The organism is Marinobacter bohaiensis, assembly GCF_003258515.1.
Taxonomy (GTDB): Bacteria; Pseudomonadota; Gammaproteobacteria; order Pseudomonadales; family Oleiphilaceae; genus Marinobacter_A; species Marinobacter_A bohaiensis.
This window is the reverse complement of the sequence record NZ_QGEH01000001.1, coordinates 1,243,691-1,268,053: the sequence shown is the minus strand read 5'-3', so window position 1 is coordinate 1,268,053 and position 24,363 is coordinate 1,243,691. Positions and strand designations below refer to the sequence as shown.

Here is a 24,363-nt window from a genome sequence, read left to right as displayed (position 1 = left end):
CACTAGACCACGTCTCCCCGCTCGTCGTCTTCGGTTGCGTCGACGAAGGCCCCCAGGAAGGTGCGGTAGTCCTGCTCGACACAGGCGGCGTAATGGCGGGCGATGGCGCTGACCAGCCGGCGGAAACGGCCTTCGCGGCCAACGATCAACCGCTGCAGGGACTGCTCGAACTGAAACGGGTTGTCGGGATTCAGGGTGCGACTGGCGCGCTTGTGCTCGGTGGCCAGCACGTCGCCCCAGAGGGCGGCCATTTTTCGGAGATGCTTCTTCTTGTCCAGCTTGTCGGTGGGGAAATCATCCTTGAACGGGGAGCGTTCGCGCACCGAAAAGATCGCACCGTCCATGGCCAGCCAGCCCAGGTAGCGGTCGGGATGCTCCGCCAGCGCCCGGAATGCCCTGGCGTGGCGAACGCCCTCGTTGTCGTAGGCGGCTTCATAGGCCGCCCGTTCGTCGGCGTCCATGGCCTGGCAGATGGACGGCCCGTCCTGCTGTTTGATGTCGAGGATGATGTCGTCGTCATGCCCGCCATCCAGGCCCTCAATCAGCGCGTAATAGCGCGGCGTTCCCATGGAGCCGGTGCCCGCCTTGATGCGGCGCACCACATCCTTGACGGCAAAGAAATCGGAGGTGTCGTCCCGGGTGTCCCGGTAGGCCTCGAACGCGTCCATGAACGTCTTGCGGGCCTGGGGTGACAGCCGCTTGAGCTTGGGATTGGCGGTGTCGAACACGCGCTTGCCGTTCTTCTGGAAGCGGGTCCACTTGTTCAGCATGCGCTGCCGCCCCTTCTTCTTCGCCACCTTCTTGAGGAAGGACTTGAGCGGCTTGCCGGCGGTATCGGCGGTAAAGTGCACCTCGCGCCCGAGGTCATCCTGGTCCCACTGGGTGGCGGCATCCAGGTAGCGGCCGGTCAACGCGTCCAGGGCGTCGGCCTGGGCCGACTCGTCGAAGCGGCCATTGGCCCGGCAGTCCAGCACCAGACTGACGGCGAGGCGCCAGAGATCGTACTGGTAATCGCTGACGATGGCGTCGTCGAAATCGTCCAGGCCGTAGATCACCTCACCATCATGGTTGGCGAAGGCACCGAAGTTGTAGACATGGGCGTCCCCCTGAATCCAGGTCTGGGTACCTTCCACCCCGCCGAACAGGGCAAAGCGCCAGTCGTTGTACATATCCTGCCAGAACAGGTGGCTGGTTCCGCGAAAGAAACGGTAGGGCGATTCCGCCATGGCAGCGAACTTGCGCTCCCGGGCGATCGGGTCCAGATCCCGGTTGTTGGCGGTAATCGCGCGAATGACCTGGTGCTTGCGATTGTGCAGGGTCAGCGATTTGATCATGCCTCTCCTCGTCGTGGGTCGATGCACTGGCGGGCGTCTCGATTCAGACTGACCAGCGTACCGAAGTCGCCCCCGGCCTGTCTTGCCGGGCAAGCCGTGCCGACTGACCAGACTGCGTGCCAGGTTATTTCAACAGAGAGCTGGCTACCCGGGCTCCTGCAAAAGAATCAGGCCGGCCACTGCCGCACCGGCTGACCCAGCACGCTGAAATCCGGCTCGACGCCCAGCCCCGCCCGATCACTCAGCACCATCCGACCGTCGCTGACCTGCGGTGCGCCCGTGGCCAGCTGCACGGTGTTGTAGCCATGCAGGTCGGTGGTATTGAGCAGCCCTGACGGCGGGGTGCTGGCCGCCAGATGGGCGTAGGCGGCCGTGGCGATACCGCTGCCCCAGGCGTCCTCAATAGTCAGCGGGATGCCGGCATCGACGCACAGATCCCGAATAACCCGCGAGCGGGTCAGGCCGCCGAACTTGCTGACCTTGAGGGACATGGCGTCCATGGCATCGTCCTCCAGCGCGCGGCGGACGTCGGCAAGGCTGTTGATGCTTTCATCCAGTTTGACCGGATGGCAGCCGAGCCGTCGCACCGAGCGGCAGGCCTCGTAGCTGGCGCAGGGCTGCTCCAGATAGATGTCCAGATCCGCCAGGGAGCGGGAAAAGCGCAGGGCCTCGTCACGCCGCCAGGCACCGTTGACGTCACCCACCCAGATCTCGTCCGGCTGCTTGGCAACGGCAAGCTCTCGCAACAGGGCGCCGTCGTCGGCCATGGCGTGGCCCAGCTTGATCTGGAAATGGCGGAAGCCATCGGCGCGAAATCCGGCCAGATCGCGGGTCATGCTGTCCGCGTCCGCCAGCGGGACGATCCGGTGCAACGGCATGGCGTCGCTGAGCAGGCCGCCCAGCAGGATGTAGACCGGCACACCAGCGGACTTGCCCAGCAGGTCCCAGCACGCCAGGTCGATGGCAGCCTTGGCGTAGGCATGGCCGCACAGGGCCTGGTCCATACGCGCGTTGATGGCCAGCGTCTGTCGCGGGTCCGCTCCCAGCACCGCCGGCGCCAGTTGCTCCAGGCAGGACGGCATTCCCCCGGCAAAGGCCGGCATGTAGTTGGGGCCACAGGGACACACTTCCCCGAATCCCTGCCGGCCGTCGTCAGTGGTCAGCGTCACCACCGAACTGGTGAAGGCGCGATAGGAACGGCCGCCGGCAAAAGCGTAGGCCGCTCCGGCATAGTGAAGTTCTGCGGTGTAAAGGGTCAGACGTTCGATCCGCATGGCCGCTCCAAACGACCGTTGACGACGAGTCTCCACGTTACCCCGACCCTGGGCGGGTGTCACTCGTTTGAAACTTGTGCCGCCAGGCGCTTCCATAAGCCCGCCAAAAACCGCCACAATGGCACGCTTAAGCGTATCGCCCGACACTTTATCCGATTGATTCGATTGGCCGGCCGGGCCATGAAAGCCCGGACCCGGTGGGGAGAAGCATGTTTTCCGAACTCAGCGTCGTCTGGCAAGGCGCCATTGCCAGCTTCCTGGCAGGCAACGGCACCGCCCTGGGCGCTCTGGGCGTCTTCCTGATCCGCAACCTGTCCGACCGCATGCAGGACAGCATGCTCAGCGCCGCCGCCGGGGTGATGCTGGCGGCGTCTTTCTTCTCTCTGTTGCTGCCCGGTCTGGAGTACGGCGAAGAGCTGACCGGCCAGACCTGGATCGCCGCGTTCATGGTCATAGCCGGCGTCCTGATCGGCGCGATGCTGCTGTTCTGGCTTCATCAGCGTGTCCCACACGAACGCTTTGCCCTTAGCGAGGACGGACCGGACAGCGCGCGGGTCAAGCGCATCTGGCTGTTCATCATCGCCATCACCTTGCACAACTTTCCCGAAGGCATGGCCGTCGGCGTGGGTTTCGGCGGTAACAATCTTAACAACGGCATCGTGCTCGCCATGGGTATCGGTCTGCAGAACATCCCCGAAGGCCTGGCGGTGGCGATCTCGCTGCTGTCGATCCAGCATTCGCGGCTGCAGGCCTTTGGCCTGGCGGTCATGACCGGGCTGGTGGAGCCCATCGGCGGGCTGTTCGGGGCCGGAATGGTGTGGCTGGCAGAGCCGGTGATGCCCTGGACCCTGGGCTTCGCCGCCGGGGCCATGCTGTTCATCATCAGCGACGAGATTATCCCGGAAACCCATCGCGGCGAATTCCGCACCCATGCCACGTTTTCGTTGCTGGGCGGTTTTGCGGTGATGATGTTCCTGGATACGACGCTTGGCTAATCCCTCTCCCCCGCGCAACGGGCATGATCTGGATCAGCGACCGCGCATTAACTCTGAGAAAGGTTGGCCCCATTTTTCGGGCATTTCTTGTATGGTCTGATGGTGATCCAGTTCACACTGGCAGCAGGCCCGCCAAGCCGACAACTTCATCGACACAGGCAAGGGAAGGATTAATGGCAGACCCCCAGGCCAAGCAGAAATTCCAGCAACTCCGACAACAGTATGTTCAGGGCTTACCCCAGCGAATCCAGCAGATTCGCACCGCCTGGGACCGCCTGCAGCATGTCAGTTGGGATCCGAAAGTGCTGACCTTCATGACTCACGCCGTGCACAAGCTGACCGGCAGCGGTTCCACTTTTCGTTTCCCCGAGATCACGGCCAATGCCAGCACCCTGGAGCAGCAGCTGATCGAATTGCAGGCCAAGGCAGAAGCCAGCCCGGAAGAACGTCAGTTGATCGTCAGCAGTCTGGAGGCCCTGAACCGCGCCATCAATCAGGCCAGCGGCGGCCAGGAGGAAGAAACGGGAACGCCGGGCGAGGACGAGACCGCCAAACCCGAGTTCAACATCGCCGTCGTCGAGGACGATCCGGCGCAGGCCTCCCAGCTTTATCAGGAGTTGAGCGGCCAGGGTTACCATGTGGACGTCTTCGCCGACCCGGAAACCTATTCCCGACGCGCCCAGGAGAAAGTGTTCCAACTGATCCTGCTGGACGTAGGCTTTCCCGAGGGCCCCCTGGAGGGGCTGGCCTGGCTGGAACGGCTGCGCGGACACGTGGGCAGCCACGTGCCGATCGCCATCATGTCCGCCCGCACCGACATGGTGGCACGCATGCGTGCGCTGCAAGCCGGAGCTGACATTTTCCTGACCAAGCCGCTGGACCTGAATTTCCTGGCCCGTCGCATCCGCCAGTTGCACGAAAGCGCCACCGATGTCTGCCCCCGCGTGCTCTGGGTGGACGACGACAAGGATCTGCTCAACTACTACCGGAACCTGCTGACCGAGCGCGGCTATCAGGTGGATTGCCTGTCCCAGTCGGTGCGCCTGCTGGAACGGATCGAACGCTTCCAGCCGGACGTGATTGTTCTGGATTATCAGATGCCCTCGTGCAACGGTCTCGAGTTGGCCCGTATCCTACGCCAGGACCCCCGCTACATGACCATCCCCATTCTGTTCGTCTCGGCGACAGCGGACCTGCAGAACACCGAGGGGCTGGGCAGTCTGGTGGGTAACGCCTATTTCCAGAAACCGCTGGACGACGAAGCATTCATCAACTGCCTCCAGGCGCAGATCGTCAAGGCACAGCTGATTGCCGCCCGCATCGACTTGCTCAGCCAGCGCCACGAGGTCAGCGGCCTGCAGAACCAGGACTACTTCATCGACAGCCTGGAGCACCTGATGGGACGCCTGAGCACGGACGAAACCCAGCTCGCCCGCACCCTGATTCAACTGGCCATCGACAACGAGCCATACATCAAGGCACGCCTGGGCACTCGCCGGATGATCGAACTGACCGGTCAGTTGGAGAAACACCTGGCCAGTCATCCCCTCATCGGCGGCCGCGGCTGCCATCTCGGCGGCGGCAGCTATCTGCTGTTGGCGGAGGGCACGACCCCCGACGACAACCGTACCCTGATCGAAGCGTTGCGCACGGAGCTGTCTGAACTCCCCTGGTTGACGGAGCAGGTCGGCAAGTCGCTGACGGTCAGTATGGGAGCGCTCCCGCTCAACCACGGGCTGGACGTGGACCAGGCCCTGAGCCAGGTGGAACAGGCCTGCGCCACCGCCATCCGCGAAGGCGGTGATCGGATCGAATGGCATGAGGAAGAGCCCCCGGAAGAGCAGCCAAAACTCAACGAGCACATTCAGGAACTGCTGCAGAACAGGTCTTTCACCCTGCACTTCCAGCCGGTCATGAACATGGAGACCGAGGACACGATGTTCGAGTCCCTGGTGCGCCTGGTGGACGACGATCAGGTCGTTTACATGCCCAGCCAGTTCCTGCCATCGCTGCCATCCGACCGCGGCCACTACGATCTGGATCGCTGGGTCATCGAACACGCGGTAGAAAACCTGGCCAAGCTTGAAGGCAAGGCCTCGGCCTCCCATTCGGTGATCATCAAGTTGTCCTCGTCGCTGGCGGACGTGGCGCGGATGCAGCCGTTTATCACCAACGTCATCCGCTCGTCACGGGTCAAGGGCCAGCGGCGCATCTTCCTGGCGTTTTCCTGCCCCAGCGTCGTCAAGGAAATTCCAACCGCGCAAAGTCTGTTCGCGACCCTGCAGCAACTGGGATTCGGCATCATCGTTGAGCACGTCACCCTCAACAGTAATATCGTTCAGTTGCTCAAAGACGTGGGTAACGTCGACTTCGTCAAACTCCGCCCTGCGCTTGGCTCACGTGACGGCCAAACCCGCGAACTGGACCAGTTGCTGACCCAGTTGTCGGCCCATTTCGGGTCCCCGGAACACATCATTGTCACCGGGGTCGAAGACGCCCGGGTGCTGTCCCGTTTCTGGGAACAGGGCATCCGCTACTTCCAGGGCTACTTCATCCAGAAACCCGGCATCGCCATGCACTATTCCGACGCCGGTTGATTCCCCTGGCGTCGCGCCCCCCGATTGATCCAGGCAAACCATCCGGCCCGGACGTCTGTCAGGTCCGGTATACTGCGCCGCCCACGCCGGACTCACTCCGGCCCGGCGGCCTTTCCAGCTAATGGTCGCACGATTTCTGTTCATCCTGACGTCCGGAGACGACGCGCCATGTCCAGCCCATCGCCCAGTGCCAGCCTGCGCCCCAATGACCTGCTGACGTTCGTCATGGCCGCCGCCTGCGGTATTGCGGTGGCCAACATCTACTACGCCCAACCGCTGCTGGACACGCTGGCCGCCTATTTCGGAGTGGGCCGTGGCACCGCCGGGCTGATCATCACCATGACTCAACTGGGCTACGCCGCCGGCCTGATCCTGCTGGTGCCACTGGGGGACCTGCTCGAACGCCGCCGGCTGATCACGGTGATAACGCTGGTGACCGCTGTTTCGCTGGCCGGCGTCGCCCTCTCGCCCAGCATCGCGCTGTTCATCATGGCGGCGCTGGCCACTGGGGTGACCGCGGTGGTGGCCCAGATTCTGGTGCCGTTCGCCGCGCACATGGCCAGCGATGCCGAGCGCGGGCGCGTGGTGGGGCGGGTGATGACCGGCCTGCTGCTGGGCATTCTGCTGGCACGGGTCGTGTCCGGTGGTATTGCCGATATCTGGGGCTGGCGCGCGGTCTACTGGCTGGCGGCTGGTGTGATGCTGCTGCAGGCAGTCATGCTTGCTCGCCTGTTGCCGGCGGAACCGCCCCAATCGAAGATGTCCTACGGTCGCCTGCTGCTTTCGGTGCTGGCCCTGATGCGCGACGAACCCTTGCTGCGCCGACGCATCCTCTACGGCGCCCTGGGCTTCGCCAGTTTCAGCGCTTTCTGGACCACGCTGCCGTTCCTGCTGGCCCAGCCGCCCTACGGCTACCGGGATTCGGTGATCGGCCTGTTCGGACTGCTCGGTATCGCCGGGGCCCTGTGCGCCAATCTCGCCGGCAGCCTGCACGACAAGGGCCATTCACGCCTCGGCACGGGGCTGTTCCAGGCACTGATGGGGCTGTCCTTCCTGTTAATGGCCATACTGCCCCACAGCCTGGCCGCCATCATCGTGGGCGTGATCGTGCTCGACCTGGGGGTGCAGGGCAACCAGATCCTCAACCAGAGCGCCATCTACCAGATTCGTCCGGACGCGCGCAGCCGCATTACCACCGCCTACATGACCTGCTATTTCCTCGGCGGTGCGGCGGGATCGGCCGGAGCGGCCTACCTGTTCCAGATAGGCGGCTGGCTTGGCGCCTGTCTCCTGGGGATGGCGCTGGGCGTCGCCGGCGTGCTTTTCTGGCTGACCGAACCCACCCAACCGGCTGGAGAAACCAACACGGCCGGGCGCTGATCAGACCGATTCGGTCCACTTCAGGGCCGCACCCAGAGACCGGAAATAGTCCGCAAACGCCCGGTTGATCCGCTCCCGTTCTTCCCCGGTCGGGTAGAGCCCGAGGCGCGCTTCCTCGGTGGCGCGGGTACCCTTGACCAGGAACGCGTTCTTGCACGGGCCATCCTGCACGAACGCTTCGAACGCCCGGGCGCAGAGTTCCTCCGGCTGACTGAAGTACAGCGTGCCGGCGGCTTTGTCGGCCTTCACCGACTGCCGGAAAAGGTGGCTGGGGTTGTTGCCATCCGCATCGAGCATGACCGCCGCAAAACACCTCTGCAGCCGGCGATTCAGTGGGTGTTCCGTGCCCGACGCCTTGCCCAGCCAACGCTTTGAGGCAAATGCCCCCGGCGGGCTACCGGTATACAGCTTGTCGCAGATATAGTGATCGAAGGCGTGGAACCATTCGTGGGCGATGCTCCCGGGCCCGGCGTTCTTGGCCAGGGCAAAGCTGCGAGTCGCCGGCGTGTAGTGGGCCGACACGCCCCGCTGCCCGCCGATGCCGTACTGCAGCCCCAGCGTGCCCCGCAGGGAGATCAGCGATTCGGTCCCGCCCAGCGTGGTCATCAGGTCACACAGCGCATCGTAGAACAGTCCGGCGCTGCGCTGTTTCTCCGGCTCCGTCACCCAGCGCCCGATTTCCACCGAGCGGAACTGGAAACGACGGCGCACATCGAGAAAGGTCACAGACGCCCCGGCGCGATGGTCGGGGCCGCGTCGATAGAAGGACTGGGACATGGCGACAAAGGAAGAATTGACCTGGATGCTGTTTATTTATACAGCATGCACCAGATAATAGGCCGGGATCAAGTGGCCGCCACACGCGCCGACACCAGAATGCCGGCCGCACACGAGATTACCGGAAGGGGCGCGGGATCGGCCTGCTCCGCGGCGCGGCGGAGCGGCCTTGCAAATCGACAGTCAGGACGGCATCAGGCCTGCATCGAAGCAGCGGGCGACTTCTCCGCCGCGTCGGCACCGGCTTCAGTACGATGCTCGGTCAGGGCCAGTTCAGGGCTTTGGGCTTCCACGTTGCTGACCAGACGAAACCCGCGCTCCTGAAGATTCTTCTCGCGCATGGCGTTGCCCTGGCCGCCCAGCCAGAGCCCGATGCCCAGTCCCAGTATGTTGCACAACAGGTTGAAGGCCTTGACGCCGTCATAGCTCATATCCAGCACAAACGGCGCGAAAATGAACACCAGCCCCAGAACCAACAATCCGGCGGCCAGTTTCCAAAGCTGCTTGGCGCACGCCCAGAACATGCCAAAGAAAAACGCGGGCCAGGACCAGCCCTGCTTCACCGCCTCGGATTTGCCGTCCTGGTGGGTATAGATGTGATAACTGTTCATGGGGATCCCTCCTTTGAAATCGATCCTGTGTTGAATGTCAGGCCTTTCAATCGGCCCGACGGGTCGATGGATATTCCCTATCCACGCGCCGGAGTGAACCAGAATCGACAAATCCCCGACAAGTGCGTGCTACCACCTACGCGTCCTGAAAGAACTGTGCATGCGGGCATAAGTTGTCCGCTTTGGCCAGCCTTCGGTAGCGAGCGCGAGATAATTTGTCCGCCGTAACCTGCCCCCAACGTTCTAATCCATCTTGACCTAGGTAAGGCTCGTCGAGGGCGAGGCACCCTGTTGACGCCGGAGATTGTCCAATCGGGTGACAGAGGCCACCGGTTGTGGCCGAGGATTGTCGTCATGTATTAGCCTGCGCTCTTTTCAGGCTCTCGGTTTTTAAACAAAAGCGAACATTCGCACCACACTCGATGAACCCTTCTCATAGTCTCAGCGTTCGAAGATCTCTATTTCCGCTGCTTTCTGCGTGCATTGATCATGTTTAACTACTTACGACACATTGGATCCTTGCAGTTAGAAACTCGTGATTACAGTTGCGCCGAGAGACTGAAACTTGTCCATGTTAATGAGGGCCTCTGGAGCTTCTTCCAAAGAAATCCTATTGCCGACAAGGCGGGACGGATCGAGCTTGCCGGAGCTGATCATGTCCAGCATCGCACCATAACGATATGCTTGCATGCCATGGGAACCAAGAACTTCCAGTTCCTTACCAATCACCTTGGCCATCGGGACTTGCGGTGTGGTGTGATCTCCCAGCATCAGGCCAACCTGGATGTGCTTCCCGCGTGGTCGAAGATTTTGAATTGAGTTGAAGCAGGTCATGGGATGGCCGAGAGCATCCAAAGACACATGAGCCCCGCCTTTGGTTAATTCAATGACTGCCTCAGGCACGTCTGTTACAGCTGCGCCGTTCAGGGTTGCAACTGCTCCCAAGTTCTTTGCCAATGCAAGCTTTTTGTCATCTATATCGATTGCGATCACATTTGCGCCAACAGCATTTGCGATCATGATCGCAGATAGACCGACTCCGCCACAGCCATGGACCGCAACCCACTGTCCGGCACTTACCTTGCCTTGATCGACAACGGCCCGGAACGAGGTGGCAAACCGACACCCAAGACTGGCTGCTGTCGCAAAATCCATATTTTCGGGTAAGGCCACAAGATTTAAATCAGCCTGGTGGATACCGACGTACTCGGCAAAGGAACCCCAATGAGTAAAACCTGGCTGTTCCTGATTGTGGCAAACCTGCTGATGACCAGCATGGCATTCCGAGCATGAACCGCAACCGGAAATAAAAGGGACGGTCACACGATCGCCAGTTTTCCAGTTGGAGACGTTCTTGCCGACCGCAGTGATCACTCCAGCCAGTTCGTGTCCGGGCACATGGGGTAGATCGATGTCTTTGTCGTGCCCCATCCAGCCGTGCCAATCAGATCGGCATACACCGGTGGCCTCTACTTTAATGACCACGCCATGTGTTTCAGGGGTTGGATCGTTCACCTCAACGAGCTTGGGTAGTTCCTGAAACTTCTCAATCAGAACGGCCTTCATGGGGTGCTTTCCTCTTTTCAGTGAATGCTTCGGATTCTCTATGTTAATTCCGACAGCCTGAAAATGCCTTGCTATTCACACTACAAAATTGAGATAAAATGAAATAGTCTTTTAATAGACGGTTTTTTAATGAATGGATCTTTCTAAATGTTCAAAATTGATAGAGTGGATGCCGATATTCTCGATATGCTCCAAGAGAATGGAAGGCTATCCAATGCCAAGGTAGCGGGGCGACTTTCGATAAGCGAAACGCCATGCTGGCGTCGATTAAAGCGACTTGAGGAGAGCGGAGTAATCGCCGGGTATCAGGCAGTCCTGGATCGGCGAGCGCTAGGTCTGGGTGTCTTGGCGTTCGTCCAGCTAGGGTGTAATGAGCATAGCGAGGAAACAACAGAGGAATTTCAACGGATTATTCAATGCAGCCCGAACGTTCTTTCTTGCCACAACACGACTGGCGAGGCTGATTTTTTACTTCAAGTCGTTGCTAAAGATCTGGATGATTACAGTCGCTTCGTTGAACATGTATTGCGGCGATTGCCAGGTGTTACGAGCATCCGATCCAACGTCTCCCTACGCGAACTTAAATCGTCCAACCGGCTACCGATACCGATTTAGATGGCGGAAATTTACGAGGTCTCAATGTTCGCTTTGCGACCTGGTTGACCAGCAGATAACGATCTTCTGAACCATACTTAAAGGCCCTTTCCCTCCAAAGAGGGCCACGTCATGACATTTCCTATCAGCAAAGCTCCCTGGAACAAAGGGAAGCTCGTCAGCCAGAAGCTACCGCTCAAACTCGAACAATATGGAATACCCGCATTCGGTTGGAGATTGCTAAGAACATCCGCGAACTGGCGATGTTCAATATGGCGATTGATTGCAAACTCCGATCCTGCGATATGGTAAAGCTCTTGGTTCGAGATATTTCCAGAAACGGAGAAGTGCTGGAGCGCGCTCAAGTGGTTCAACAGAAAACCAATCAGCCCGTCAGGTTTGAAATAACGAAAAAGACACGTGAATCGGTCGAGGCGTGGATCAAGTATCGCGGACTAACGGGTATGGATTATCTGTGGCCGAGCCGGATCAGGAGGTGCGACCACATCACCCCCCATCAGTATGCCCGTATCGTCAAGAAGTGGATCGGAAGCATTGGACTTGACCCTTCCGTCTATGCCACTCACTCAATGAGAAGGAGCAAAGCAACATTGATCTACAAGAAGACCAAAAATCTTCGAGCTGTCCAGTTGCTGCTGGGCCACACCAACATGCCCAGTACCGTGCGATATCTTGGTGTCGAGGTCGAAGACGCTCTGGAGATAGCTGAGAGTATTGAGATCTAATTCGTGTAACGAGGCCCCTCTTTCGCCGATTTTTAAGCCATTAAAGTCTTGGAATACTCCGCAGAAATGTTCGCAGTAACGGGGTAGCCCCCCTCTGGGTCGGGATTTTCCATGAAACCACCTACTGGGGTGAGAGTTTTGGGAAATAGACTGGCTCAGCATGTTCCGGAACAGACCAAAGAAGTGGCGAGCGACTATCCTTTGGGTCTGCATCGACCAGCAAGCCTAGATCGCGAAGCTTTTTAAGTAGTCGCCGGGCAGTCCGCTCATCACGCTCCCCTGTTAATGTCAGGGCATCAGACCTTGAGATCGATCCCTGAATGAACGCCTGATACAGAACCCATGTAGAAGCGGGTTTCAGGTCATCCCTGCTCGCCACGAAGTCTTCGATTCGACGTTTCATTGATTTCAGGTTCAGAAGCTCTGAAATGTAGCTGACTTGGTCAACGGAGGTGTCCAGAACGAAATGACAGAACCGGGCCAGACCAAGCTCACTGAGCGGGCCTCTGCCATCGGTTTGGCCCTGCTGGACGGCGTCAGCTTGAGCCAAGTTGCTTTTGTACTTCTCGGAGTAAATCGCAAGCCCACGGCTCAAGCACCAGACGCCCACGCTTTCCAGTCCAGCCGCCCGGAATGCCGCATCCGTCCATAGACGAACAACTCGGCCATTGCCATCCAGGAATGGATGGATCCAGAGGAATCGGTGGTGTGCAGCTGCGATTGCGATCAGACGTCGATCACCTTGGTGTCTGACGCTTTTATATTCGTTGCAGAACTGCGTCATTAACTGCTCCAGGTGTTCGGCGTCAGCCGGTATGTGCTGACCAACCTTTACCCCTCGATCCCTGAACTTTCCACCTTCAACCCAGGCGACTTCCCCCGTTTCATCCAGCTCGACCTTTTTAAGATCGCTAGGCAAGTCCCTGTAAAATCGACGATGCAGCTCTTTGATGAAGTCCACGGAAATAACTTCTTCCAGACTCCGATCCTCAGAAGCTATCCACGCTTGTACGTCGATGTGGGCAAGAGACTCAATCTGTTTGTCCCTAGCAACCGGATCGTCCTCAAAATTTCCCCGCTGGGCCTCGCGGATCTGGTGAGGAAGGGTTCGATTGCCTTCAATCAGATTGCTGTAGTACGAGTTGATGACAGCCATGTGCCGGCGCAACGTATCCGCTGTCTCCGGCTCAAGCTGGCCTGCGATCTGAGCGGCCTTCCTGTTCAGGATGCTGGCCAGATCGAGAAGCCCCTCTTCCGTACAGGATTTCTCGTTTGGCGCAAAAGGCGCGGCACTCATCCAGGATGTCATCTGATACCTTAATTCGTGTAGTGATTCTGAGTTTCTGACCGGCAGTTTGTCCGGGTATTTGTCCGGCATTATGACCGGTTGCCAGCAGCGGCACAAAGTTCCCAATGACGGTAATATATTTGCCTTTTAGCCAGTATAAATAGACACTTACATCATTGCCAGGTTTTGAAGCTCAGCTTCATCTGGTCATATTTTCTATTTTCCTGTCCGGCCACGTGACCGGCAATTTGTCCGGCAAAATCCTGTTTGGCTTTCTTAATCTTTTATGGAGGGAAAGGTGCTCAACAGTTAAGCCAGAGGGGAGCATGTCATACCGCCTCTCCTCAACGCCCGCTTTGCGACCAGCGCGGCTGACGCAGCCAACTTATGGCCGCATGCACAGAACCTTTCAAAGAGAGTCTCTGCTCAGCGCCGACCTCGATGCCGAGTGCCGTCTAGACCGAGCCGTTCTCCGGAATCAAACACATTACTGAAAACCAGTTCGCCATCTTCAAAATAAAACTGTACTTCTCCATCCTTCCGGCCATAGGTAAGGCTGCCTCGGGAAACGGCCCGCCCCGTCGCGGACTATTCAACAAAAGCACCGTGAGGCTTGCCTCTGGAGATCCCCATCTCCGTAACCAGCCGCCCTTCTGAATCCAGAACATCACCCCTTGAGACTGGTGTAATCACAGTACCGGGACATAACGCGATCAAAGCGAGATTGGGCATTCATACCCGAGTGAACCCAGCGCGGATTGTCTGAGAAAAGTTGTAAAAACAATTATCTGTCTGCAGACGATGCCCGACCGACGCTCATCAGCTGTCAGCGAAGAAACTCTCAATCTGCCGTGCCTGGGCCTGGCCGTCCTTGTACCCCAGGCTGATCAGGGCACTGCAGAAGCGGTGGTCGAACAGCAGGTAGCTGGCGAGCGTGGCGCCCGGTGTGTAACTCCCGACATTGGCCCCCAGCAGCTTTCGCAGCACCAGCGGCAAGCTGTCGATGTAGTGGGTGGCTATTTCGCCGATGTCGGCGCTGGGGGAGATTTCCAGCAGCCGCACCGGCTTGAGGTCCAGGCCGGCCTGCCCCAGCTTCTTTTCCGGAACCAGCTCCAGCAGGCCGTTAACCTGCCTCAGGCGGTCAATGTCGTAGTCGAGAGTGTCCAGGAACATACCGTTGAAAACATGGGCCAGCACCTGGGCAAACCCCGGTACCGAAGGTTGCCGGGGACGCTGCGGGAAGCACACGTGATTGGCGCTGACGCCGATGACCAGCACCTTTTCCGCGCCCAGCCGCAACACCGGGCTGATGTGGGCCATCTGGCGGGTGACGCCGTCACCAAAGTATTCGCGGTTGATCTTGACCGGCTGGAACAAAGTGGGAATCGCCGAGGAGGCCATCACGTGGTCCAGATTCAATTGCGTATGGGCCCCAGCGCGCTGACCCTGGGTCCAGTTCGCCAGTTTCTCGTTGGCCTCGAAGAAGCAGATATTCTGCCCTGTGGAATAGCCACAGGCATTGACCCCGATCGCGCTGATCCGGTTGTCGGCAATGGTCTGGTGCAGGGTGTCGAAGTCCAGCTCCTTCTCCAGTAACTGCCGCAGCGGGCTGTTGTTGAGAAGGGACAAGGGTTTCTCCCCCTGGCCGTCCGCCAGCAGCAGGCGGGCGACCTCGGTCAGGTTGCGCAGGATGTCGTAGCTGTGGCTCTTGTAGATCTGGTCGATGTTCAGCTTCGACCAGATGCCCTCCAGCTTGGCGATGTTGTGCCGGAACCGCCCGCCACCGCCACCAATGGCGACCGCGTTGATCGCCCCCGCCGAGGTGCCCACGATCTGCTGAAACGGATGGGCCCAGTCCGGATACATCTCGGATATGGCTTTCAGCACCCCCACCTGGTAGGCGGCGCGGGCGCCACCACCGGTCAGTACCACGCCGGTTTGCTGCATGCTGTTCCTCCCCTCTGCCGGATTCGCCCTTTGCCAGCATAGTCCAGCCAACCCGGTCCGGGGCCAAAAAGATGACGTGCATCAGGCGGCTGCATTAAACTGGCGCGATTCGAACGTCGTTACCCGGACTCTCCCCATGACCCTGGCCACCTGGCTCACCGTCGTCACCATCTGCATTCTCGGCGCCATGTCGCCGGGCCCGTCCCTGGCCGTCGTCCTCAAGCAGACGCTCTCCGGCGGACGCCGGCACGGCGTGGTGGCCGCCCTGAGTCACGGCCTGGGCGTGGGACTTTACGCCTTCCTGAGCATCGTCGGGCTGGCGGCAGTGATCAAGGCGTCGCCGGTGGCCTTCGGTCTGCTGCAGTGGGGCGGCGCCCTCTATCTGGCCTGGCTTGGCGTGAAAGGACTGCGGGCCAGACGCCAGGCCGCCACCGAACTGCCCGACGTGGCCACTTCCGGTGCCGCACGGGACGGTTTCCTGGTGGTGTTCCTCAACCCCAAGATCAGCATCTTCTTCATTGCCCTGTTCAGCCAGGTGGTGGGCGTCGACACCTCCTTTCTCGCCAAACTCGGCTACGCCGCCACTGCCATGGCCATCGACGCCGGCTGGTACCTGATCGTCGCCTGGCTGTTTTCCAGTCCGCGCTGGCTGTCGGCCCTGCAAAGGCACACGCTCTGGTTCGAGCGGCTGTTCGGCGTCATCCTGCTGGGCCTGGCAGGCCGCCTGGTGGTGAGCATCCTGCGTAGCTGACCGACCAACGCCGGCCTGCCGCCAAAACGGACAAGCCATTACAGAACACAACATTGTTTGCACATTTTGTGCTTATCCTGACGGCGACATTGATTCGCTCGGTCCACCAGGAGCCTGCAGTGAGTTTTCGAGGTCAGCTCTTCGCGTCCATCCTTGTGGTGAGCATCGCCATTGCCGCGGGCATGTGGTTTTTCATGGGGTCCAGCATCCGCGAGGGCTTCTGGGACTACGTCGAGCAGCGCGCGGTCACCCGGCTGCAGCCGCTGGTCAACGAACTGGCGGATGTCTACCGGGAGCGGCAAAGCTGGGATGCTCTCGCCTCCCCCGCACGCTGGCATGAGTTCCGGGCCCGTCGGGCACCCTTGCCGCCCGCTTTCGACCACCGGGACGCTCCCTTCCCCCCACCGGAAACCGGGCCCGACAACCGCCCCCATCCGGGCCTGCCCCTGTTCCTGCTCGATGCCCGGCGCCAGCCGGTATCGGACACGGACTGGCCCGGCGACGACGCCCTGCTGCTGCCCATCGACGTGGACGGCGCCACCGTCGGCTACCTGGGCCTGCCGCCACCTCCAGAGCTGCGCGATTACCACGATGAAGGCTTCCTGCGACAACAGACCGACGCCCTGCTGATCATCACCGGCATCGCCCTGGCGGCGGCGGTGCTGGTGGCATTGATCCTGTCCCATCTGTTGACCAACCGCATCCGCAAGCTGGTGGGCCAGGTGCGGCACTTCAGCCTGGGACAGTACGACGCGCGACTTGTCGTGGCCGGCCACGACGAGCTCAATGTGCTGACCACCCACCTCAACGACCTGGGGGCCAGTCTGCGCAAGAGCGAACAGGCCCAGCGCCAGTGGGTGGCGGACACCTCCCACGAGCTGCGCACGCCTATCGCGGTGCTGCAGGCGGATCTGGAGTCCATGGAGGACGGCATTCGCCCGCTGGATCCGGCCGCGGTCACCCGCCTGTTGCATCATGTGGGCCGGCTCAAGCACCTGATCGACGATCTCTACGAACTGTCCCTTTCCGACATCGGCGCCCTGAGCTACCGCAAGGAAGCCTGCAACCTGGCGGTCATCGCCGAGCAGGCTGCGGCCTCCATCGCACCGGCCTGCGAACGGGCTGGCCTGGCGTTCTCGTTCCAAACGCACCAGCGCGATCGCCTGATGGTGCTGGGTGACAGCGACCGGCTGGGACAGTTGCTGCTGAACCTGCTCAACAACGCCCAACAACATACCCATGCGCCGGGACAGGTGATCCTGGGTCTCGAGGCAACGGACGGCCGGGCCCGTATCGTCGTCGAGGACTCGCCGCCCGGCGTGCCGGAGCCACTGCAGGCACGCCTGTTCGAGCGCCTGTACCGCGTCGACCCTTCACGCAGCCGCAACAGCGGCGGGGCAGGCCTGGGCCTGAGTCTGTGCCACAAAATCGTCGAGGCCCATCATGGATCGATCGATATCGCCTCGAGCTCCCTGGGCGGCCTGCGTGTGACCGTCTCCCTCCCCCTGGCAAAGGTGTAATATGGACATTCTGCTGATCGAAGATGAGATCGAACTGGCCAGTATCCTGGGCGAATACCTGCATCAACACGGTTTCGAAGTGACCCACCTGACCGACGGTCACCTGGCGACCCAGACGATCCTCAGCCACCCGTGGGACATGGTCCTGCTGGACCTGGGACTGCCGCGGGCGGACGGCATCGACATCTGCCGCAGGGTGCGCCAGACCTCCCACGTGCCGATCATCATGATCACCGCCCGGGTGGAAGAGGTGGATCGCCTGATCGGCCTGGAGCTGGGTGCCGACGACTACATCTGCAAGCCCTTCAGCCCGCGCGAGGTAGTGGCCCGGGTCAAAACGGTAATGCGCCGTACCGCGGCGGCGTCGCCGCTGTCCGACGGCCGCCCTGGCCTGGCCCTGGATGAAGGCACCCTGACCGCCGCCTACGATGGCAGCCGCGTCCAGCTGACGCTGGTGGAATGGCGTATCCTCAGTGCACTGTGTTCGCAAAGCGGTCGTATATTCTCTCGCGATCAGATTATGTCTCACGCCTACGATGACCAGCGGGTGGTCAATGACCGCACCATCGACTCGCACATTAACAAGGTGCGCAAGAAACTGTTCTCGTTGACCGGGCAAGACATCATCCACTCGGTCTATGGCGTGGGCTACAAGCTGGAACTGCCCCAGAGAACAGGCGGGCGCAAGCGGCGCCGGGCGGTGGCCGCCAGCGGCCGCGCCTGACCCGGGACGGCTTCGCCGTCACCAAGTTTGTTCTCGTGTTAAAGGACACCGGAATCAGACCGTGGTCGATCGCCCTGCAAGGGAGACAACGCCATGAGCAAGCAACGATCGTGGAGCGCGCCGTTCAGCCGTCGCCGGATGCTGGCCCTGCTGGGCGCTGTAGGCGCAACGCCCCTGACCGGCTGGCGCCGCGCTTTCGCCGCGGATCCGGGTGAAGCAGGCCGCTGCGTGCTGATTCCGCGCGAAACCGCCGGGCCCTTCCCGCTGTCCGCCGAGCTCGACAACGATGCCCTGACCCGCTCCGACATCACCGAAGGCCGCCCTGGCATTCCGCTGGAGCTGACCTTCACGCTGCTGGACATCCACCACGTCTGCCAGCCGATTTCGGGCAATGCCTCGGTCTACGTCTGGCATTGCGACCGGGACGGCGTCTATTCCGGCTATGGCAGCGCCACCGGGCAGACGTTCATGCGCGGGCTCCAGCCGGTGGACGAGCACGGCCGGGTGCGGTTCGAAACCGTCTATCCGGGCTGGTACCGGGGCCGGATCACCCACATTCATTTCCAGGTATTCCTGCACGGCGACACGACCGCCACCTCACAGCTGGTGTTTCCCGACGCCGTCACCCGGGCGGTGTACCACTCGCCACTCTATCCTCGGGGGCCGAACCGGTCGGTCGCGACCGTCGACGCCGACTTCCTGTTCCGCGACGGCGCGCCCCACCAGACCGCCAGCATCTCCGGCAGCGTTGCCGAGGGCTTCCGGGCCAGCCTGGAGGTGGGCATCGACCTGGGGTAGGCCACTGCGAAAAATCATTGTCCTCCGCCGCCTGACAGGCCTATGCTGAAATGTGCAAAAAACAACCACAGGCACCCATCCCGTCCGCGACGGCCAGCGTATATCGTCGTATCACCAGCAGGTATTCCGGCCCGGCGCATCGGACAGAGGAGAGCGGACATGAACATCACCATGGCGGAAGCCAGACTCAGACCGGACACTCACATCGACCTGCTGGAAGTCGTCTCCATGGAGGGTCGCTACTACATGGCGCGCTTCTATATCGGGGACGATGGTTTCATTCTGGCGGGCAAGGATCAGCGGCCGGTGCTGTTTACCAGCAGCTGCGAAGTGCGGGAAGCCTTCCACGGCTTCAAGATCCAGCAGACAGAGATCATCCCGCCGGCAGGCACCGACGAGATGATTGGCATGACGCCGGACAGCGTCACCGAGATGCGCGTCCGCTTATAGGCCCGGGCCCCGCGAACGCGATCACGGCGTGTCCAGCCGTCTCGTTACCGGCTGGCGCTGCCTTCACGCTGGCTGGTTGACCAGTTCTCCGGCGCGAAGGATTCCACCTCGGCCGGGGGCAGCTTGCGGCCCAGGATCAGGTCCGCGCCGCGCTCGCCGATCATGATGGTGGGCGCGTTGATGTTGCCGTTGGTGACCGCTGGCATGATGGAGGAATCCACCACCCGCAGGTTTTCCATGCCGTGTACGCGGCATTCGGAATCCACCACCGCCATGTCGTCTTCGCCCATGCGACAACTGCCACAGGGGTGATAGGCGGTTTCCGCATTGTCCGCCACCCAGTTGTCCAGCTCGTCGTCGCTCTGGACGTCGTCACCGGGCATCAGTTCCTTGCCGCGATAGGGATCGAACGCCGGCTGACCGAAGATCTCCCGGGTCAGGCGGATACCGTCGCGGTAGGTGCGGCGGTCGTCCTCGTCGCTGAGGTAGTTGAAAAACATGCTGGGCGGCGCTTCCGGATCGCTGGAGCGCAGGCGCACCCGACCCCGGCTCTTGGGCTTGTTGGCACCCAGATGAGCCTGGAAACCATGGCCCTCGGCCGATGCGGAACCGTCGTAGGCCACAGCGCCGGCCAGGAAGTGGTATTGCAGGTCCGGATACTTGAGCCCGGCGCGACTGCGGATGTAGCCGTTGGACTCGAAGTGGTTGGTGGCGCCCAGTCCGGATTTGGACAGGATCCAGCGCGCGCCGATCCACGCCTGGCCGAACGGGTTCAGCCAGCCATTGAGGGTGATCTTCTGGGTGCAGGCCTGCTGGATCCAGACCTCCAGGTGATCGTGCAGGTTCTCGCCCACACCCGGCAGGTTGTGCACCACGTCGATGCCCATTTCCTGCAGGTGATCGGCCGGCCCGATGCCGGAAAGCATCAGCAGCTTGGGCGAATTGAAAGCGCTGGCTGACAGGATCACTTCCTTGCGCGCCGCCACCTTCACGGTGCGACCGCCCTGCTCGTATTCCACGCCCACCGCTTTTTTGCCGTCCAGCAGAATACGCGTGGTCAGGGCGCGCATTTCCAGCTTGAGGTTGGAGCGGTTGAGCGCCGGCTTGAGGTACGCGTTGGCGGTGGAACTGCGCACGCCGTTGCGCACCGACATGTCCATGCGGCAGAAACCTTCCTGGCGATAGCCATTGTAGTCGCTGGTTTCGCCGTAACCCGCCTGCTTGCCGGCTTCGATGAAGGCACGGTAGAGCGGGTTCTTCATGTTGTTGCCGTTGCAGACGCCGACCGGGCCGCCCGTGGACCGGTAGTCGTCTTCACCGTAGAGGCAATCCTCCGCGCGCCGGAAATACGGCAGCACGTCGCGGTAACCCCAGCCCCGGGCGCCAAGCGTTTCCCACTCTTCAAAGTCCCCCGCGCACCCACGCACGTAGGCCATGCCGTTGATGGACGACGAGCCGCCGATCACCTTGCCGCGCGCCTGATGCAGGCGACGGCCGTTCAGGCCCGGCTCGGGTTCGGTGTAGAACTCCCAGTCGAATTTCGGCTTGTTCAGGGGAATCGAGAGGGCTGTGGGCATCTGGATGAAAATGGAATTGTCGCGGCCGCCGTATTCCAGCACCAACACCTGGTTGCTGCCGTCCGCGCTCAGGCGATCGGCCAGGACCGAACCGGCGGACCCGGCACCGACCACGACGTAATCGAACGTTGCATCAAAATCTTGCTGACTCATTCTGGACTGGCTCCCCCCAATGCCCTACTGCGTATGACTGTCGGGCATGATGGTATCACCGCCGGGCAATTCGCGCTGCGTATGCAGGAAAAGAAGATGCCGCTCGTACTGGTCGAGGATGTCGGCGATCACCTGTTCCTGGCTATATCCGAACAGGTCATAGCCCTGTCCGCCCTCGCCGATGTGCACTTCCGCCCGGTAGTAGTGCGTGTCGCCGCGCGTGGCCCGGATGGAAAAGGCTGGCATCAGGCATTTGCGGGGCCACACCTGATAGGTGAAGTTCTGCTCGCCGCCCAGGTCAACCACCAGACCGACGTGCTCCTGATCCCCTTCCCCACTGTCCACGCCGACCGTGAATCCCTTTTCCCCCAGCACCCGGGCAAAGTCGTCCATGGCGGGCTGTGCGGTTTCATCCAGGAACTTACGGACATCGGCGTGACTCGGAAAGCTGACACTGCGGGACAACCGCTGGCGCCAGTTGAGTGTGCCCTTCTGCTCGGTCGACACCACCCTTCCGGACAGGTAGCCGGACATGCTGACCAGGTGGCTGTCCTCCTTCAGCCCTTCCAGTCGCAACGCCTTGAACACGCCGACGATCATCAGGAACAACACGAAGGCGAACGGCAGCCCCATGATCACCACCGTACTCTGCAGGGCCGACAGGCCACCGGCCATCAGCAGCGCCAGCGTCAGCACACCGATCACCGCCGCCCACAGGATCCGCATCCAGGACGGGGCGTCGTGGTTCGGATCACGGAGAATGGAGGTCAGGTTGGACAGCACCAGCGACCCGGAGTCGCCGGAGGTGACGAAGAACACCACCGCCAGGATGGTCACCACAATGGTGGTAAAGCTGACCCAGGGATAGCTTTCCATGAACAGGTAGATCGAGGAGCCGGGACTTTCCATGGCCCGCTGCCCGAACTCCGCGACGCCGGCGTCGTTGATCACCAGGTCGATGGCGCTGTTCCCCATGATCGACATCCACGCCATCATGAAGGTCAGCGGCAGGATCAGGGTGCCGGCGACGAACTGGCGAATGGTCCGGCCCCGCGAGATGCGCGCCAGGAACAGCCCCACGAAGGGCCCCCAGGCAATCCACCAGGCCCAGAAGAACACGGTCCAGGCGTTGAGCCAGTCAGTGGGCGGATCGAAGGCGTAGGTGTCCATCGACAGGCTCACGAAGTCGGACAGGTAATCGCCGATGTTCATCACCAGCGCGTTGAGCAGGAACACCGTCTTGCCGGTGAACAGCACGAACAGCATCAACAGCAGTGCCAGCGCCATATTGAACTCAGACAGCCGGCGAATGCCCTTGTCGACACCCGTCACCGCCGAAATAGTCGCGAAAATGACGATCAGGATCGCCAGGATCGACTGGGTCAGCGTGCTTTCGGAAATGCCGAACATGTAGTTGAGGCCGAAATTGAGCTGAATGATGCCGATCCCCAGGCTGGTGGCGATTCCGAATACCGTTCCAAGGACGGCCGCAATGTCCACGGCGTGGCCAATGGGTCCGTGAATGCGTCGTCCGAAGATGGGATACAGGGTGGAGCGGATGGTCAACGGCAGCCCGTGACGGTAGCTGAAAAACGCCAGCGCCATGCCCACCAGCGTGTAGACGCCCCAGCCGGACAGGCCCCAGTGGAAGAACGTCAGCTGCATCGCGTGGCGGGCGGCGGCCACCTGGTCGGGCTGGGCGGTGGGCGGCGCCAGGAACTGGGTCACCGGTTCGGCAATGCAGAAAAACAGCAGGTCGATACCGATGCCCGCCGAGAACAGCATCGCCGCCCAGGTCACCACGTTGAAATCCGGTTTGGAATGGGCCGGCCCCAGGCGCAGCTTGCCGTAGCGGGACAGTCCGATGCCGATCACAAAGACCAGGTAGACCACCACCGCGAGGAAGTAAAACCAGCCGAAACTGCTGGAGATCCAGCCCAGCACCTGATTGATCACGGCGCTGGCCGATTCCGTAAAGAGCATGGTCAGCAAGGCGAAGCCGACAATGCCGATGACCGAGCCGTAGAAAACCACCCGGTTCAGGCGATCGCGGACCTCTGGCTCATGCGGTCCGTCTTCCGATGATTGCGACTGCCCCGTGTCCGCCATACGCCGCCCTCAACGCTGCCCGGCGACTTCCTCAAGTCGCCGAATGCCGGGCGTACTACCGGAGCGATCCCTGACCCACACTCCCGAACAGACAGCCTGTTAATGAGTTATCTGTTCAATCTGTATAGGTAACGGGCCCCGGAGCGTCAAGACGGCGGCAGGCGCTCAGCGGCTTTGCGCTCCCCGCAGCATGGCCTGCAGCAGTTCGTTGGCGTCGAACTTGGTCAGCGCTTCGTTGGCGCCGACCTGATTGGCGTAGCTGACGCTCATCTCGCTGTTCAGGGACGTATGGAGGATGATATACGGTTGCTGGATGGTGGCGTTGTCACGCACCTGGAAAGCCAGCTCGTAACCGTCCAGCCCCGGCATCTCGATGTCGCTCACCAGCACGTCGATGGATCGGTTACTGGCCGCCGCCTCCAGGATGATCTGTCGGGCGTCGTCGCCGCTGGTGGTCACCTGGTAGGGAATCTCCTTGCTGTCCAGCACGTCGGAAAGCTGCTTGCGCGCCACCTGGGAATCGTCCACCAGCAGGATGCGGAGCCCTTTGAGGGTTTCCCGCTGCACGTCCGTAAGCACCACCTCGCCGGTGTCCACGGCACTGGGATACACCAGCGCCAGCAGCAGCTCCACGTCCAGCAGCTGGATGACCTCGCCCTCCAGATCCAGCAGACCGGTCACGAAGGCCTGCTTGCCCAGCGCCTTGGGCGGCGCCTTGACCGCCTTCCAGTCGGCTTCGATGATCTGGCGCACTGAGCGCACGACGAAACCGATCTCCTTGCGCTGGATGTCGGTGACGATCACCGAGCTTTGCGCCAGCTCTTCACGGGACAGCGGCGGATAACCCACCGCGGCGCCCATGTCGATCACCGGCACCGCCGAACCGCGGAAAGTGGTGGTCCCGATCACCGAAGGGTGGCTGTGCGGCAGCTTGGTCAACCGGGGAAACGGCATGATCTCCCGGATCTTAAGGGTGCCGATAGCGAAGGATTTCTGCCCGGACAGGCCGAACAGCAGCAGTTTCTGGGAATGGCTGTTTTGTGAGGTCATGGTGTCTGTGGACATGGGGTTACCGGAATACGCGAATCGGGCCCTTGGTGCACGTGCCGATCCAACGTCGAATGGGTCGTCAGTGCCAACAGTAATACGCCTGTACCCCCGGTTCAATTTCC

19 protein-coding genes and 1 pseudogene are annotated in these 24,363 nt (G+C 61.2%); 10 read left to right on the top strand and 10 right to left on the bottom strand.

All coding sequences use genetic code 11. The features are described 5' to 3' along the window. Positions 1–2: 2 nt before the first annotated feature. Positions 3–1,334, bottom strand: a complete 1,332-nt coding sequence (locus DKK67_RS05625; RefSeq protein ID WP_111495212.1) for a DUF2252 domain-containing protein — start codon at positions 1,332–1,334, stop codon at positions 3–5. Positions 1,335–1,501: 167 nt separating this feature from the next. Next, the gene (locus tag DKK67_RS05620; RefSeq protein ID WP_111495210.1) at positions 1,502–2,608 is read right to left on the bottom strand and encodes a mandelate racemase/muconate lactonizing enzyme family protein; all 1,107 of its coding nucleotides are present in this window, start codon (positions 2,606–2,608) and stop codon (positions 1,502–1,504) included. 209 nt (positions 2,609–2,817) lie between these two features. Between DKK67_RS05620 and DKK67_RS05615 the strand changes: the two genes are divergently transcribed. The 3 genes from DKK67_RS05615 (at position 2,818) to DKK67_RS05605 (ending at position 7,580) form a co-directional block, all read left to right on the top strand. After that, entirely contained in the window at positions 2,818–3,603 is a 786-nt protein-coding gene (locus DKK67_RS05615; RefSeq protein ID WP_111495208.1) for a ZIP family metal transporter, read from the top strand. A gap of 173 nt (positions 3,604–3,776) precedes the next feature. After that, complete coding sequence (locus DKK67_RS05610) at positions 3,777–6,200, top strand: response regulator (protein WP_162628759.1); 2,424 nt, start codon at positions 3,777–3,779, stop codon at positions 6,198–6,200. Between the two features lie 168 nt (positions 6,201–6,368). Further along, a complete protein-coding gene (locus tag DKK67_RS05605; protein ID WP_111495204.1) occupies positions 6,369–7,580 on the top strand; it encodes an MFS transporter in 1,212 nt (403 codons plus the stop codon). On the opposite strand, the gene DKK67_RS05600 is transcribed toward DKK67_RS05605, so the two are convergent. From DKK67_RS05600 to DKK67_RS05590, 3 genes are all read right to left on the bottom strand, one after another. After that, the gene (locus DKK67_RS05600) at positions 7,581–8,357 is read right to left on the bottom strand and encodes a CLCA_X family protein (protein WP_111495202.1); all 777 of its coding nucleotides are present in this window, start codon (positions 8,355–8,357) and stop codon (positions 7,581–7,583) included. Between the two features lie 194 nt (positions 8,358–8,551). Continuing rightward, complete coding sequence (locus DKK67_RS05595; RefSeq protein ID WP_111495200.1) at positions 8,552–8,968, bottom strand: DUF2628 domain-containing protein; 417 nt, start codon at positions 8,966–8,968, stop codon at positions 8,552–8,554. Positions 8,969–9,493: 525 nt separating this feature from the next. After that, positions 9,494–10,534: a zinc-dependent alcohol dehydrogenase family protein gene (locus DKK67_RS05590; protein WP_111495198.1), complete on the bottom strand. Its 1,041-nt coding sequence runs from the start codon at positions 10,532–10,534 to the stop codon at positions 9,494–9,496. Positions 10,535–10,681: 147 nt separating this feature from the next. Between DKK67_RS05590 and DKK67_RS05585 the strand changes: the two genes are divergently transcribed. Continuing rightward, positions 10,682–11,149 carry an Lrp/AsnC family transcriptional regulator gene (locus DKK67_RS05585; RefSeq protein WP_111495197.1) on the top strand — a complete coding sequence of 156 codons (468 nt, stop codon included), beginning with the start codon at positions 10,682–10,684 and terminating at the stop codon, positions 11,147–11,149. Between the two features lie 111 nt (positions 11,150–11,260). Then, a pseudogene (locus tag DKK67_RS05580) lies at positions 11,261–11,874 on the top strand (tyrosine-type recombinase/integrase). 121 nt (positions 11,875–11,995) lie between these two features. On the opposite strand, the gene DKK67_RS05575 reads toward DKK67_RS05580, so the two are convergent. Both DKK67_RS05575 and DKK67_RS05570 read right to left on the bottom strand, forming a co-directional pair. Next, positions 11,996–13,183, bottom strand: coding sequence for a Fic family protein (locus DKK67_RS05575; protein ID WP_228160516.1), 1,188 nt, complete (start codon positions 13,181–13,183; stop codon positions 11,996–11,998). A gap of 798 nt (positions 13,184–13,981) precedes the next feature. Continuing rightward, complete coding sequence (locus DKK67_RS05570) at positions 13,982–15,109, bottom strand: patatin-like phospholipase family protein (protein ID WP_111495196.1); 1,128 nt, start codon at positions 15,107–15,109, stop codon at positions 13,982–13,984. Positions 15,110–15,245: 136 nt separating this feature from the next. On the opposite strand from DKK67_RS05570, the gene DKK67_RS05565 reads away from it, so the two are divergent. From DKK67_RS05565 to DKK67_RS05545, 5 genes are all read left to right on the top strand, one after another. After that, positions 15,246–15,860 carry a LysE family translocator gene (locus DKK67_RS05565; protein ID WP_111495194.1) on the top strand — a complete coding sequence of 205 codons (615 nt, stop codon included), beginning with the start codon at positions 15,246–15,248 and terminating at the stop codon, positions 15,858–15,860. A 119-nt stretch (positions 15,861–15,979) separates the two neighbouring features. Next, positions 15,980–17,380 (top strand): ATP-binding protein, encoded by a 1,401-nt coding sequence (locus DKK67_RS05560; protein ID WP_111495193.1) that lies wholly within the window; start codon positions 15,980–15,982, stop codon positions 17,378–17,380. Between the two features lies 1 nt (position 17,381). Next, a complete protein-coding gene (locus tag DKK67_RS05555) occupies positions 17,382–18,104 on the top strand; it encodes a response regulator (RefSeq protein WP_111495192.1) in 723 nt (240 codons plus the stop codon). Between the two features lie 93 nt (positions 18,105–18,197). Then, a complete protein-coding gene (locus tag DKK67_RS05550) occupies positions 18,198–18,902 on the top strand; it encodes a peptidase associated/transthyretin-like domain-containing protein (RefSeq protein ID WP_111495191.1) in 705 nt (234 codons plus the stop codon). Positions 18,903–19,061: 159 nt separating this feature from the next. Next, entirely contained in the window at positions 19,062–19,352 is a 291-nt protein-coding gene (locus DKK67_RS05545) for a DUF6482 family protein (protein WP_111495189.1), read from the top strand. Between the two features lie 44 nt (positions 19,353–19,396). Here the strand turns inward: DKK67_RS05545 and betA are convergent, their stop codons facing one another. From betA to DKK67_RS05530, 3 genes are all read right to left on the bottom strand, one after another. Continuing rightward, positions 19,397–21,082, bottom strand: coding sequence for a choline dehydrogenase (gene betA, locus DKK67_RS05540; RefSeq protein ID WP_111495187.1), 1,686 nt, complete (start codon positions 21,080–21,082; stop codon positions 19,397–19,399). Positions 21,083–21,106: 24 nt separating this feature from the next. Then, the gene (gene betT / locus DKK67_RS05535) at positions 21,107–23,191 is read right to left on the bottom strand and encodes a choline BCCT transporter BetT (RefSeq protein WP_111495185.1); all 2,085 of its coding nucleotides are present in this window, start codon (positions 23,189–23,191) and stop codon (positions 21,107–21,109) included. 165 nt (positions 23,192–23,356) lie between these two features. After that, entirely contained in the window at positions 23,357–24,241 is an 885-nt protein-coding gene (locus DKK67_RS05530; RefSeq protein WP_111496777.1) for a chemotaxis protein, read from the bottom strand. Positions 24,242–24,363: the final 122 nt, after the last annotated feature.

Excerpts from the sequence above, each read along its gene's own strand:
- DKK67_RS05625 (WP_111495212.1), bottom strand. The coding sequence starts at position 1,334 with ATGATCAAATCGCTGACCCTGCACAATCGCAAGCACCAGGTCATTCGC.
- DKK67_RS05620 (WP_111495210.1), bottom strand. The coding sequence starts at position 2,608 with ATGCGGATCGAACGTCTGACCCTTTACACCGCAGAACTTCACTATGCC.
- DKK67_RS05615 (WP_111495208.1), top strand. The coding sequence starts at position 2,818 with ATGTTTTCCGAACTCAGCGTCGTCTGGCAAGGCGCCATTGCCAGCTTC.
- DKK67_RS05610 (WP_162628759.1), top strand. The coding sequence starts at position 3,777 with ATGGCAGACCCCCAGGCCAAGCAGAAATTCCAGCAACTCCGACAACAG.
- DKK67_RS05605 (WP_111495204.1), top strand. The coding sequence starts at position 6,369 with ATGTCCAGCCCATCGCCCAGTGCCAGCCTGCGCCCCAATGACCTGCTG.
- DKK67_RS05600 (WP_111495202.1), bottom strand. The coding sequence starts at position 8,357 with ATGTCCCAGTCCTTCTATCGACGCGGCCCCGACCATCGCGCCGGGGCG.
- DKK67_RS05595 (WP_111495200.1), bottom strand. The coding sequence starts at position 8,968 with ATGAACAGTTATCACATCTATACCCACCAGGACGGCAAATCCGAGGCG.
- DKK67_RS05590 (WP_111495198.1), bottom strand. The coding sequence starts at position 10,534 with ATGAAGGCCGTTCTGATTGAGAAGTTTCAGGAACTACCCAAGCTCGTT.
- DKK67_RS05585 (WP_111495197.1), top strand. The coding sequence starts at position 10,682 with ATGTTCAAAATTGATAGAGTGGATGCCGATATTCTCGATATGCTCCAA.
- DKK67_RS05575 (WP_228160516.1), bottom strand. The coding sequence starts at position 13,183 with ATGACATCCTGGATGAGTGCCGCGCCTTTTGCGCCAAACGAGAAATCC.
- DKK67_RS05570 (WP_111495196.1), bottom strand. The coding sequence starts at position 15,109 with ATGCAGCAAACCGGCGTGGTACTGACCGGTGGTGGCGCCCGCGCCGCC.
- DKK67_RS05565 (WP_111495194.1), top strand. The coding sequence starts at position 15,246 with ATGACCCTGGCCACCTGGCTCACCGTCGTCACCATCTGCATTCTCGGC.
- DKK67_RS05555 (WP_111495192.1), top strand. The coding sequence starts at position 17,382 with ATGGACATTCTGCTGATCGAAGATGAGATCGAACTGGCCAGTATCCTG.
- DKK67_RS05550 (WP_111495191.1), top strand. The coding sequence starts at position 18,198 with ATGAGCAAGCAACGATCGTGGAGCGCGCCGTTCAGCCGTCGCCGGATG.
- DKK67_RS05545 (WP_111495189.1), top strand. The coding sequence starts at position 19,062 with ATGAACATCACCATGGCGGAAGCCAGACTCAGACCGGACACTCACATC.
- betA (WP_111495187.1), bottom strand. The coding sequence starts at position 21,082 with ATGAGTCAGCAAGATTTTGATGCAACGTTCGATTACGTCGTGGTCGGT.
- betT (WP_111495185.1), bottom strand. The coding sequence starts at position 23,191 with ATGGCGGACACGGGGCAGTCGCAATCATCGGAAGACGGACCGCATGAG.
- DKK67_RS05530 (WP_111496777.1), bottom strand. The coding sequence starts at position 24,241 with ATGACCTCACAAAACAGCCATTCCCAGAAACTGCTGCTGTTCGGCCTG.